This is a genomic window from Arthrobacter sp. 3Tela_A, assembly GCF_049311025.1.
In the GTDB taxonomy this organism is placed as follows: domain Bacteria; phylum Actinomycetota; class Actinomycetes; order Actinomycetales; family Micrococcaceae; genus Arthrobacter_B.
In genome coordinates this window covers 1-12,564 of sequence record NZ_JAXIOM010000020.1, presented here as the reverse complement: position 1 = coordinate 12,564, position 12,564 = coordinate 1, and the positions used below count along the sequence as shown (strand labels likewise).

The 12,564-nt window shown below is 62.4% G+C and carries 11 protein-coding genes; 8 read left to right on the top strand and 3 right to left on the bottom strand.

Annotation, left to right across the window (positions count from 1 at the left end):
- Positions 1-197: 197 nt before the first annotated feature.
- Positions 198-914 carry a FadR/GntR family transcriptional regulator gene (locus tag TVC13_RS08005; RefSeq protein ID WP_422400690.1) on the top strand — a complete coding sequence of 239 codons (717 nt, stop codon included), beginning with the start codon at positions 198-200 and terminating at the stop codon, positions 912-914.
- A 91-nt stretch (positions 915-1,005) separates the two neighbouring features.
- Here the strand turns inward: TVC13_RS08005 and TVC13_RS08000 are convergent, their stop codons facing one another.
- Positions 1,006-2,592, bottom strand: a complete 1,587-nt coding sequence (locus tag TVC13_RS08000) for a stealth family protein (RefSeq protein WP_422400726.1) — start codon at positions 2,590-2,592, stop codon at positions 1,006-1,008.
- Positions 2,593-2,817: 225 nt separating this feature from the next.
- Here TVC13_RS08000 and TVC13_RS07995 point away from each other — a divergent pair, with 225 nt between their 5' ends.
- From TVC13_RS07995 to TVC13_RS07980, 4 genes are all read left to right on the top strand, one after another.
- Positions 2,818-3,435, top strand: coding sequence for a hypothetical protein (locus TVC13_RS07995; protein ID WP_422400727.1), 618 nt, complete (start codon positions 2,818-2,820; stop codon positions 3,433-3,435).
- A gap of 113 nt (positions 3,436-3,548) precedes the next feature.
- On the top strand, positions 3,549-4,196 hold the full coding sequence (locus TVC13_RS07990; protein ID WP_422400689.1) for a DUF6318 family protein: 648 nt from the start codon (positions 3,549-3,551) through the stop codon (positions 4,194-4,196).
- An 11-nt stretch (positions 4,197-4,207) separates the two neighbouring features.
- Entirely contained in the window at positions 4,208-5,101 is an 894-nt protein-coding gene (locus TVC13_RS07985) for a hypothetical protein (RefSeq protein ID WP_422400688.1), read from the top strand.
- Positions 5,102-5,274: 173 nt separating this feature from the next.
- Positions 5,275-5,886 (top strand): DUF6318 family protein, encoded by a 612-nt coding sequence (locus tag TVC13_RS07980; protein WP_422400687.1) that lies wholly within the window; start codon positions 5,275-5,277, stop codon positions 5,884-5,886.
- On the opposite strand, the gene TVC13_RS07975 is transcribed toward TVC13_RS07980, so the two are convergent.
- Positions 5,883-6,671, bottom strand: a complete 789-nt coding sequence (locus TVC13_RS07975; RefSeq protein WP_422400686.1) for an MSMEG_6728 family protein — start codon at positions 6,669-6,671, stop codon at positions 5,883-5,885. The genes TVC13_RS07980 and TVC13_RS07975 overlap by 4 nt on opposite strands.
- A gap of 21 nt (positions 6,672-6,692) precedes the next feature.
- A complete protein-coding gene (locus TVC13_RS07970) occupies positions 6,693-7,274 on the bottom strand; it encodes a DUF1684 domain-containing protein (protein WP_422400685.1) in 582 nt (193 codons plus the stop codon).
- Between the two features lie 70 nt (positions 7,275-7,344).
- Between TVC13_RS07970 and TVC13_RS07965 the strand changes: the two genes are divergently transcribed.
- From TVC13_RS07965 to TVC13_RS07955, 3 genes are all read left to right on the top strand, one after another.
- Positions 7,345-8,097 (top strand): TSUP family transporter, encoded by a 753-nt coding sequence (locus tag TVC13_RS07965; protein ID WP_422400684.1) that lies wholly within the window; start codon positions 7,345-7,347, stop codon positions 8,095-8,097.
- A gap of 601 nt (positions 8,098-8,698) precedes the next feature.
- Positions 8,699-10,633 carry a DUF222 domain-containing protein gene (locus tag TVC13_RS07960; protein ID WP_422400683.1) on the top strand — a complete coding sequence of 645 codons (1,935 nt, stop codon included), beginning with the start codon at positions 8,699-8,701 and terminating at the stop codon, positions 10,631-10,633.
- A 352-nt stretch (positions 10,634-10,985) separates the two neighbouring features.
- Positions 10,986-12,305, top strand: coding sequence for a DUF6350 family protein (locus tag TVC13_RS07955; protein WP_422400682.1), 1,320 nt, complete (start codon positions 10,986-10,988; stop codon positions 12,303-12,305).
- The last annotated feature ends 259 nt before the right edge of the window (positions 12,306-12,564 follow it).

Here is a 12,564-nt window from a genome sequence, read left to right as displayed (position 1 = left end):
CTCGTTCACTGAGATGGGCGGTGCAGGAACAATCCACTGGTGCAAAAGCTGATGTAGCCGGAGACAGGCTCATCAATGGACTGGTTTCAGTCCATGAGAGTTGGGGAAGAGTCTGCGGGTGCACAGGCACGCACGTCAAGAGGCTCTCGTAGATTTTTATTGGCCTGATTTGAGCTCTTTGGGCTTAGACTTCCCGGATGGACACAGAGCGCTTCGCCTCCGGGGCGCTGCCCGTGCGGCCGGTGCGCCGCGGCAACGCGTTCGAAGAGACCGTGGAGCGTGTGCTGGAGAACCTCAAGCTGGGGATCTACGCTGCCGGGTCCAGGCTTCCCCCGGAGCGTGAACTTGCAGCCCAGCTGGGCGTATCCCGGACTACTTTGCGCGAGGCGCTCGCAGAGCTGCAGGCCGCAGGCTATCTGGAGTCACGGCGCGGACGGTACGGCGGAACTTTCGCAGCTGATGTCCTGCCCGACCGGTCCCGGCCTGCCGGCATTGGGCGCGTGGATGACCTTGAGGACGTTCTGCTGTTCCGCCGGGTGGTGGAGTCTGCTGCTGCCCGGTTCGCGGCCGAGGCAACACTCACCCCGGCCGCCCGCAGACACCTGCTGTCTGCGCTCGCGGACGTGGACCAGGCTGCTGCGGATACCTTCCGTCCGAAAGACGCCCGGTTCCATATTGCTGTGGCTGAGCTGTCCGGGTCATCCCGGCTGGTGGCTGCCGTTGCCGAAGTCCGTGCGCAGGCAAGTGACCTGCTGGACCGCATTCCGTTGCTGCAGGCCAATCTGGACCATTCCCAGGCCCAGCACCGGGAACTCGTCGATGCGGTGCTGCGGGGGGACGCGGACGCAGCGGAGGCTGCGGCCGTTGCGCACCTTGAGGGCACCGAACGGCTGCTGCGGGGGTTCCTGGGGTAGCGCTTGATGCGGAACGCCTGCGTCTGAGAGTACGACGGCGGCACCCCGGGCATTCCCCGGTGAGGCACCTGCCGCCGTCGTACTCTGTGCTTTAGATTTCCCAGGGCGCCTTGATCGGGAAGTACTTCTCCAGGAAGTCCGTGACCCGGTTGGTCCGTTCTTCGGTGGAGACCTCGGGGAAGGACCCGTCGTTGAGGCAGAAGAGATCCTTGTTCCGCTTCGCCAGCAGGCGGTCCATATCCTTCAGTCCGCGGTAGGACGTGGTGTCCACATACTTCACCTTGGCGGTTTCCTGCGTGACGGCGCGGCCGGTGAGCAGCGCGTAGTAGTGGTAGAGCGAGTTCGTGACGGAGATGTTGTCCTTGGCCCGGAACTTGCTGGCGGCCGTGGCTGCGAACTCCTCGGGGAACACCGCTTCCATCTCCACCAGCACACTTTTGCGCAGCGGCGCTGCGGTGTGTTCCAGGTGGCGGGTGGTGATGCGGCCGAAGCGTTCCCAGAGCAGCCTGCGGTTTACGCGTGCGGCGTTTTCGAAGCCGCTGCGTTCGGGATCGTTCGCGCCGAGGCCGATGCGGGTGCTGGCTTCAATGAACTTGGTGATCCCGCCGGGGGAGAAGAACAGATCAGGTCCTACCGGGCGGCCAAAGAACATGTCGTCATTGGAATACAGGAAGTGCTCCGAAAGCCCGGGAATGTGCTGCAGCTGGGACTCGACTGCCTGTGAATTGAACGTCGGCAGCACTGACGGGTCGCGGAAATGTTCGGTTGCCGGCACGAAGGTAACCGACGGGTGGTCTGCCAGCCAGTCCGGGCGCGGGGAGTCCGAGGCGATGAAGATCCGCCGGATCCAGGGGGCGAACATGTAGACGGAGCGCAGGGCGTACTTCAGTTCGTTGATCTGCCGGTAGCGGGCTTCATGGTCGTCGCCTTCGCCGACTACTGCGTCCTGCATGAGTGCTGCGCGGCGGGCCCGGTATTCCGGGGAGCTGCCGTCCACCCAGGAGAACACCAGATCGACGTCGAACCGGATGTCCGTGGCGTGGTCGGCGAACATGTTCTCGATGGTGGGCCAGATCAGGCCATGCTTGTCTACGCTTCCACGGACCACCTCGGAGGCGGGCAGAGTGCGGCGGGTCAGCGAGTTTTCCACCGGCAGGGTGATCTGTGTTTCCCCGAGTTCCCAGAGTTCCACCTGGACACCTGCTGAGGGCCCGAAGACGAGGTTGGTTCCGCTGGTTCCGCGCGGGCGGAAGAGGCGGATGATGCGGGTTTTCTGGTGCGGGGAGAGATCGCCGTCGGCTACCAGTACTGTGCGGGACTTTTCAGTGTCCACGCTGCGTGAGTAGAAGGGCTCGTCCCGGCAGGCTTCGACCAGGGCCCGGCGGAGGTCTTCGCGCAGCTGCAGGTCTATTGCGATCACGGGGCGCTGGTCATTGCCGCGGACCAGCAGGTAGTCGATTCCGGCGTCGTCCAGTACCCGGCGCACGAACAGCAGGTCTTCCACCATGGCCTGGTGCGGGGTCAGGCCGGTGTCCATAAGGGTCAGCCGCCCTTTGATCTTGCTGACGTTCGGGCGGTGTTCTACCCGTTCGATGACTGCCAGTGATGCTGTTTGGAGGTCTTCTGCTTCTGCGGCCTCTTCGGGCGTGCCGAAGTAAACGTCATGCTCAGCTGTGATGTCGGTAATTGGAGCCTCCGAGGGGTCGGGCCATTTAGGCGCTGAAAAAGGGAAGCGTGCGACGCTGCACAGGTAGCTGGACCCTCGGTGGCTCTGGCCGGTTTGGTGCCGTGCCGGTGCCGGGAAACCGCGGGATGCTATGGGCGGCGCTGGCGGGGCTGCGTAGCATTGAATGCTTACACGCGGAAACCTCCGGGAGCCGATGTGAGATACCGTAACACCCTGTTGGCGGCCGTAATAACGGCCGGTCTTGCCGCGGCCTCCTGTGCTGCCCCGGAGCCGTCTGAAACTGCTTCTCCTGACTGGGCTGTGTACGAGGTTCAGGCTGCGTCGCTGGAGTTCGAATACCGCTCTGACTGGCAGGTTGAGCAGGTGGAAGCCTTGGCGAATGACCCTGCCGGCGGTGTGTCCCTGCGGGTTCACGACGCCGATGGTGACGTGATTGCCTGGCTGGACACCGGAATCATTACCGATCAGGTGTGTATGGGCATGCAGGAGCCGGTTTCGTATACGGAGTATGACTCCCAGGACATGCCTGACCTGAAATCCGCTCAGGATGATTCCCAGCGTTTTGTGTACCACTCTGTTGCTCCTGCTTCCGGGGAAGCTCTGGTTACCTATGCAGTGGTCAGCGCTCCTCCTCCGTCAGCCGAGGAGGCTGCCTGTGGTCTGTTCGATTTCTTTACTCTGACTGAGTCCAGCGGCGGCCGGTTTTCCGGTGTGGTTCTTGCTGATGAAGGTTCTGATGTTTCGGCCCATTTGGAGAAGGCTGCGGCCTATGCCGGCTCGGATGAGTTCCGTGATGTGAAGCGAATGCTTGTGTCATTGCGCAGTTCGGATTGATCTTTTTGGGCTTGTTGCCCTTCTGCTGTGGTGTCCTGTGGATAAGTAAGTATGCTTTGCGGCAGTTTGACTAGGATCTACCGCACGCTGCCTTGCCTACCACGGGGGTTCAGATGTCCAGTCTTGGTGTTCGACGCCGTTTCGCTGCGGTTTCTCTGGCTGTGGCTGGTTCGTTGGTTCTTCTATCCGGGTGTTCCGGATCTGACGATGCTGGTGCTGATGCTGCGCAGTCTCCGAGTCCGTCTGTCTCGCCCAGCACTTCTCCCAGCCCGACTCCTATGCCTTCTGCGACGTACAAGCCTGCTTCTGCCGAGGGTCCTGCGGAGAATGTTCCGTTGCCCGTGATGCCTGAGGAAGCGAAGGTCGAGTCCAAGGAGGGGCTTATTGCTTTCGCGCGGTATTGGTATGAGCTGGTGAACTACGGGTATGAGACCGGCGATGTGGAGCCGGTGAAGGCGGTGAGCGGGCCGGACTGCGTTGACTGCAATCGATACTTCGGGGTCGTCGACCGCGGTTATCGTGACGACGATTGGATGGCCGGTTCCCTGATCGATTTTAGAAGTGTCCACAGTGATTACGTGCTCACCCCGGAGGGTCTTTACCAGGTGCTGATCCAGTTCACACAGGAGCCGGTTGAGTACTATGGCCCGGACGGAGCGGAGTATGGAGTAGACCCCGGAAGTGATGCCCCGGTTGTCCAGATTCTGGAAGCGCGTTACGAGGATGATCGCTGGATCGTCGCAAAACTGTCGAGTATGTAATGCGTAAGACTATGACGCTGCAATGGGTCGTCGTCTTAATTTGGTTTTCGATAGCTGCATTCGCGACACCTGCTGTTGCTGCTCCTGCCTCCGAAGATAAATCGGGAGGAAACTCGTCGTTCCATGATGGAAATGTTGTGAGCGAGTGGTTCCAGCACGACTCGGGGGTGTGGACAAGTGTGCAGGTCGGAATACCTGACGATCCGAATGGTTATCGGTTCGAACCTGCGTGTTTCGATGACCAAAACTTCGGGGACTTGACATGCCTGAACCAGGCGACAGCATGCACGGCATCGGAAGACGGTCGTCTGGTGTGGTGGTTCTCCGGACTACGGGCTACCGATCCAGCCACCTGGCCTCCTTTGGGTGACAACCCCAGTTGCATCTACTCAGAAGATCCTGCCGCGTTCGAAGAACGCCTTCGCGAGGCAGTGCTAACGGCTTTCCAAGAAGCCCCAATCGCACCCGGAACCATGACCCTGCAGCCGAGTCCGCACACGCTTGTCGGCGCACACACGAACGTCTACGTGGAAGCACAACCCCAGGTTTTCGAGATGGAGCTCTTGGGCCAATCCATCCGGATCGAAGTTGAGCCGACTGAATACACGTTCAACTACGGTGACGGGACCAGTTACGGCCCGGTCTCGACCCCAGGAGGACCGTTGCCGGAAACACGCTGGGGCGAACAAACATCCACAAGTCACATGTATTCGCAGACTGGTGATTTTTCGGTAATGGTCACGACGTTCTTCTCGGGGGAGTATTCCGTCAACGGAGGTCCACTGATCCCCATGGACGGACGGGCCGAAGTTGCCTCTCCATCACAGGTCCTAAGCGTCTGGCGCTCTGAATCACGAAACGTCGCCGATAACTGCCTCGTGAATCCGGCAGGAGTTGGCTGCTAGTTCCGCTCGATTTCCCCTGTGGATAACGGCAATTACCCGAAGAATTGACCGTAGCCTCGGGCCACAACATCGAGTGGACAGTGGAGGCCGACGTGGAGGACAAGCAGTCTCGAGAGACCAACAGAGGATCGAATATAACCAGACCAAGGGTCGCCCTCGGCTCAGTATTCGTAATGGCAGCCCTGCTAAGCGGATGTTCACAGATCAGCTTCGAGCCGGCTACCCAGACTGCGGATGCGCAGTCTTCGAGCTCCTCCGCCACTGAACCGGCCGAACAAAGCCCCACGCCGACACCCGCTCCGTCCTACAGCCAGGCCTCCGGCGCGGGGCCGGCTGCCAACGTGGAGCTTCCGGTGCTTCCGGCAGTGGCCCGCCAGGACACCAAGGAGGGGCTGCTGGCATTCGCCGAGTATTGGTTCGAGCTTGTGGACTACACATACCAAACCGGAGACGCCGAACCGCTCAAAGCCGTGACGACGCCGGAGTGCGAGGTCTGCGGAGGCATGTACGGAAGGATCCCGGAGACGTACGCCAATGGGGGATGGGTGGAAGGCGGACTTGTTGAAATGGAGAAGCTCGAATCAGCATTCGTCCTTACCCCGGAAAACAGGCGCCAGGTGACAATGTCGGTTAGGCAGAAAGTAATGGTCTTCCGTGACAGCTCAGGCAAATCAGTGGACGTGGTTGCCGGGAACCTTCGCTCCAGTCACATGCTCCTGGAGGCAACCTTCACTGGAGACGGCTGGTACGTGGACACCGCCGTACTGACCGGATGGCCGGGCTAGAGATGGCGCGGGCGAGGCACCACAAAGAGTCTCCTGGGATCCTGCAACAAGGCCGGATACCCGAAATCCGAACGCTCCACCCTCCCGGAAACGTTAACCGTCCGCCGGGCAGTGTCGTTGGTGAGGGCCACACTTCCGACCGTTCCCAGAGACAGAACCGACCGGTCCGGACCGAGCAACGCCACCGTATCGCCGTCGTCCATCTCATCCAGGAAGCGCTCGAGTTCCCGGGCCCTCTTGCCCGTCACCGGCTTACCCCGGGCGGTCAGCATCGGCAGCTCGATCACGGGCACAGCACCACCCATAACCGGCCGGGCGACCCACAGCGAATCCGCCCCAGGCTCCGCGGGCAGCAGTGGAGTCTCCGGCTCCGGCCAGACATAGGGCAGGTCCGTGGGAGTTCCGGGAAACAGCTCGCGGTAAAAACCGGGATTCTTGGCCAGCAGGTTCGACCGGTGGCTCCTATGCAGCTCAGGGTTCCCCAGCCAAGGCGGCATAGCGGTCCCGCCGAGCTCGGCCCCGGGAGCGAACTCGACCAGCTGATCCCGAACCGTATCCACATAGCCGCGCTGCACCCACGTATCGGTCATCGCCAGCCCATACAGTGTCAGGGCCGGAACATATCCCATCCACATTCGGGTAACCGGGTGGCTCTGCCAGCCATAGTCCGGCACCACCAGCGCACGCAGAATCTGCAGAGTTTCTACCCGCTGCTTGCCCAGCCGAGGGGAATCAAGCACCTCGGCGCTGCGCCGGAAATCCTCGTAGGGAAGAAACGTCTGCACCGTCAACCTCCGCTGCTGGTCCTAGTACTCGGCATACAGTTCCCCCGCGTACACGGGCTCTGCGACCCGGTTATCGGGCCCGGGCAGAGGGCATGCCCAGTGTTCGTCGTAGGCACACGAAGGGTTGTACAGAAAATTGAAGTCCAGCAGCAGAGAATCCCCGGACCCTTCGCCGAGATGCGCACCCTTGATAGTGTCCAAAAGGTAGCGGCCGCCACCGTAGGTTCCGTCGGGCTTGCCGGCCAGACCGTCCCGCAGCGGCAGAAACAGCCCGCCTCCATACGTGGCCAGACGCCACAGTGCGAGCCTGCCTACCGGCGTCGAAACGGTCCCAAGGCGTTCGAAGTAAACCGTTCCGTCCGTGCCGGTGGGGACTTCGAGTTGCTGCCCCGCGCCGTCGTCGTCAATTGCTGCCTCGCAGCGCAACTCGGGATCGTAGGGCGCGACGGCGAGCCCGCGGAAACGCTGTTTTGCGTCCTCACTCAGCGGTGACGCGGCGTGGGTGGCGAACATTTCATTGCGTTGGCGGCACCAGAGGTCATGGGCCGACGACGGCGAGCCTGTCTCCGCCTCCCGGCGCACCTGTGCGTATATGTCGAACATGCGACGGCGCCAGTCAGCCGTCCGGAGTGCCGAATCGGGGGAAACCATGACCCCAGCGTAGTGTGTTCGGGTGACTACGGGACTGCTGATTGTTGTGCTGGCTTCGATCTTTGTGGGGGCGCTGGCCCAGCGGATCGCCGGACTTGGGTTCGCACTTCTTATTTCACCGTTCCTGGTGATCATTCTCGGTGCCCATGCCGGCGTGCTGATGGTGAATGTGTGCGGATTGGTTTCGTCGCTGCTGATCATGTTCCGGGTTTGGAAAGACGTGGACTGGAGCATGTACCGGTGGCTGGTGATTCCTGCCGCAGTCGGAAGCGTTCCGGCGTCGATCGCTGCGGTGTATTTGCCGGCCGCTCCGATGGCTGTGATCGTCGGGGCAATCGTTCTGGTGGCTCTGGGCGCATCGCTGGTTCTGGCGCGCAATTCGGTGGTGGTCACCGGTAACCCTGCCAAGGCGATTGCAGGTTTTGCCTCGGGCGTGACCAACGCAATTGCTGGTGTTGGCGGGCCTGCCGTTAGTGCCTACGCCGTGATGGCGCGGTGGCCGCAGCGGCCGTTCGCTGCCACGTTGCAGCCCTTTTTCGTCACCATTGCCACGGTGACCCTGGCGGTGAAACTCGCTGTTGACCCGGGCCAGATGCCGCCGTTCAGCGTTGTTGCCTGGGTGCTGATCGGTTTGATGATCGTCGGCGGAATCTATGCGGGGGAGCGGCTGCAGAAGCACATCCGCGACGACCACGTCCGCTTCGCAGTCATCGTGATTGCGTTCCTCGGTGCCGGTGCAGCGATGGTCAAGGGCATTATCGACCTGATGGCGTAACCGGCGGCGGTCTCGGTGGGGCCGTAGGCTGGACCCGGCGGTGCTTGCCGGCGGTGTTTGCCGGCGGTGTTGATGTTCGACGGCGGTGCGGAGCCGATTAGTTCGCATTTTTCAGGCCCCGTAGCTGGAGCCCCATCCTGTCGGAAAAGCGGGTAAATCACCGGTAATTAGCGGTCCTGAAAAGAGCCGATTTTGGCCCCTAAATGTCAGTGGCAGCTGAAAGAGTTGGGGTATGAACCGCTCCTCGGACACCGCGTTCTCCCGGTCAACTGACCGGGAACGGAGCGGTGCGCCGGGTGTCGAGCCGGATGCAAGATCAGCGTCCTCATCCTCCCCGTCGTCGGGTTCCGGTCCCACGGCCCGCCCGGCTCCAGGGACTTCCTCGGGCGCACGTACCGGGCCCCGTCCGGGCTCCGGACCCTCGGCCAGCCCTGGGCCGGAGACTTCGTCTGGCTCGCATTCCAGGTTTGTTGTTCCTTCCGGTGCAGTGTTCTGTGCCGATCCTGCCTTGGCTGCTGACACCCCGGTGGAAGCGCTTCCCGAGGGATTTGCTGGCAGTTTGTCGTTCCGTGGCGCCGAGTCCTTGGGCTATGACGAAACCGTGTCTGCTCTGCAGCGTCTGGGGATGCTGGTCTCCTGGGCCCAGGCTCAGCAGGCACGTGTTGCCGCCCGTTTGGAGGTGCTCTTCGCCCGCGACATCGCCGATGCCTCAGGAAGGGAAGAACCAGCACTGGCCATGAGCCTTGCGGCAGCGGAAGCATCCGCTGTCTTGAACATCCCGCACATGACCGCGATGCAGCTCATCAGTGAATCCTCCCGCCTCTGCGCCGACGCCCCGGAGACTCTTACCCGTCTGGCAGAGGGGAAGATCGCTATCCAGCACGCGCGGATCATCCTCGAGGAAACCCATAACCTCCCTACAGACGTCTTGGAGGTCCCGGAAGGTGATTCCGGGACAGGTGCCGCCGACGACCGGGCGGGGGCAGATGCCGGTGACAACCAGTCAGATTCGGGCCAGCTGGACCTCGGACTCAATATGGGACCCACAGGCAGTGAGCCCGGCGGTGAAGTTGGCGAAGGAAATGGGGACGGGTCTGACGAGGAAAGTGGGGACGATGCTCCGGGATCAGCCTGCACGGGAGCGGCGTCGGGAGACGGGGCCGAAACCGAAGGTGCCCCGGCAAGTGCCGACGCACTGACTGTGCGTGGTGCGTTCGAACGCGACCTGCTCACCGAGGCTGAGGGCAGGACTGCTGCCGGGTTCGGCCGGCGGGCCCGCAGGCTCCGGGAGTCACGTTTCCCGGATCTGATTCCGGTCCGTCACCGGGAGGCGAAGGACAAACGCCGGGTGATGTTCCAGCCCCTGCCCGACGGGATGTCCTGCCTGAGCGCGATCATCGCCGCGGAGAAGGGCCAGGCCATGTTCGCCGCCCTCACCAGTGCCGCCAAAGCCGGCAAACGAGCCGGCGACCCGAGAACCATGGACCAGCTCCGCGCCGACACCCTCACCGAACTGCTCCTCGAAGGCGAAGCAACACCCACAACGACCGGCCCTGATTCTGCTCCCGGTACTGCAACGGGCAGCGAGGACGCGCCTGGTGCTGGCACTCCCGCCAGCGAGGGCTGCGGCTGCCGCGGAGCCACTTCCACCGGCACTGCCACTTTCCCCGGCTCAAGCACCGGCGGTCACACTGGCACTGGCACTGGCACTGCCGCTTTCCCTGGCTCCGGCCCCGGCACTGCCGCTTTCCCTGACACAGGCCCCGGCACTGGTGCTGGTATTGGTACCGCTGGCGGCACTGCACAGGTGAAGCCCCTAGACACTCCTACCGAGACCGGAAGCGAGACTGCGACCGGGACCGGAACTGAGACTGAGACCGGTCCCCTCCCCGATTCCAGTAGACCGCCGGCCTCCACCCCTCGTACGAACCCGGAACCGAAACAGCCACGCCGGGCCGAACGGCACCGGAACCGGAACCGGACCAAAGTCCGCACCGACGTCATGGTCCTGATCAACGCTGACACCCTGGCCGGACTCAACGAGAACCCCGCTGAACTCAACGGTTACGGACCAATCAGCGCAGACACCGCACGGACCATGATCCTCGAGGCACTGCACTGGACACCCCTGCTCCAAGACCCCGCCACCGGTGAAATCCTCAGCGTCGGACGAACACGCCGCATCCCCGCAGGACTCAAACGCTGGCTCCAAGCCCGGGACGGAACCTGCCGATTCCCCGGCTGCTCAGTCAGCGTCACCCATGCCGAGATCGACCACACCACACCCTTCTCACACGGCGGACCCACAGACCATACAAATTTGGAACACCTCTGCCCCAAACACCACCGGTTCAAAACCCTCGGCCACTGGAAAGCACGCCAACCCGAACCCGGAACCATCGAATGGGAGTCACCGACGGGACGTACCTACGCCACCGGCCCGGCACTGGCGTTCATGCCCAGCCCTCACAAAACGAGACCCGAGCACTCCGGCCGGAACGCCACACAACCGGACGAGGATCCACCCCCTTTTTAGGCCACGCCGCCTGAACCACGCCGCCTGAACCACGCCGCCTGAGTCGCGCCATCCAGGCCACACCGATTCGAACTGCTTGTGGGTGGGGCCTGATCTGGTCTTTTAGACGTGGCCTCTCGTGGTCCGGAGCGTCACCACTCTTGATCGTCGGAGCAGTCTTGTCCGCACTCGTTTACCGACACCGGGGCCAGGGGAGAGTTGAAGGAGATAACCCTCTGAAGTGACTCTCCCAGGTGCCGAGACGAGTCAACCACAGGTGCGCCGGGACGGGGCCAGAATCACAAACCCAAACCTCGACTCACACCCACACCCTCAGCTGCTGTGACCATCCACAATGGCACGATAGAGAGCGATGAAACTCTTTAAGCGCCCGAAGAAACCGGGTGTGCTGCCCATGCCTCTCTGGCTGCAGGGAATGTTCGAACTCGGTCAGGCAGCAGTGCTGTCAGCCCTGGTCGTAATCCTGCCGCTAACAGGAGTGTGGGCAGCAGACGGGTTCTCAGACCGGGACTACGCGTCCCTGGCGCGGCTCAGCGGACAGGCCTGGCTGCTGCTGCACGGAGTTCCGCTGTCACTTACATATCCGGCAGGAACGGTAGGAACCGAAGCCTCCGGCGGACTGCTCTCGCTCATTCCGCTGGGCCTGACAATGATCCCGTTCTTCCTCTGCTGGCGAGCCGGACGCCGGCTGGCCAGAGCCTCCTACACGGACCAGCTCTGGCAGGCACTGCTCGGAGCCCTTGGAACCTACGCCCTGCTCGGAACAGCAGCGGCATACTTCTCCGCAAATGAAGATGTCCACATCTCACTCGTCGCCGGAGGGCTCATACCTCTTATAGCTGCAGGCCTCGGAGTGATCATCGGAGCCAGAGTTGAGGCAGGATCCTGGGTCCGGCTGATCGGCGTTGACCTCACAGACTGGATCGCCCGGACCAGCCAGCACTCGCGCTGGGCAGGATCGTACCTATGGGCAGCCATCCGCGCCGGAGTCGTAGGAATTACAGCAGCAATCGGACTCTCAGCAGTCCTGTTGGTGGTTGCGCTGGCTATGGCCTGGGCAGAAATCGCAACGGTGTATCAAAAGCTCGACGCCGGAATCATCGGAGGAGCCGTCCTCACCGTCGCTCAACTCGGACTGCTGCCAAACCTCGTGGTCTGGACCCTGGCCTGGGCATCCGGAGCAGGCTTCAGCATCGGAACCGGAAGCATGATCAGCCCTCTGGAGACAACCGTCGGCCCGCTGCCGGCAGTTCCGCTGCTGGCAGCACTGCCAGGCGGACAAGCAGAATACGCCTACGTGGCACTGCTGATCCCGGTGGCAGCAGGAGTGCTGGCAGGCTGGTGGTTCCTGCGCGAGGGTGAGAACCACTTCGACGAATGGCTGTCCATCAAGATCCGCGCACGGTGGTTCACGGCAACCGTTTCGACCATCTGCCTCGGAGCAGTGATCGGAATCGTATCGGGCCTGCTGGCAGCTGCAGCGGCACTCATTGCAAGAGGCTCACTGGGTATTGGACGGTTCGTGGACATCGGTCCGGATCCGCTCTGGACTGGAATCTGGATCGCAGCTGAAGTCGCAGTTGGAGTTGTGATCGGCTATGCCGTCGGACCCTGGCTGGAGCGCGAACGGACACGTCGTCCGTCAGATGCGACAAGTACGCTGGGGCGCTAGCGACCGGCTGACGGAAGATGTCTGCTCCAAATGCCGGGTGGGGACTGCAAGCTAGCTGCTGTCGAAAATGTACCCGAGGGCACCGCTCGTCAGGATCAGTAAACCCAACAGGCAGAGTGTCGCAACGCCGCCACAAAACAGCCACATAAACCGTCGTTCATCGGGTCCCATCTGGAGATGGTACAGCGGCGGTGAACACGGGACAGGAGTGCCGCTGGCCCGGGTGGGCGAGCGCGCCCAGAGGGGGGTGGGCAAGGAG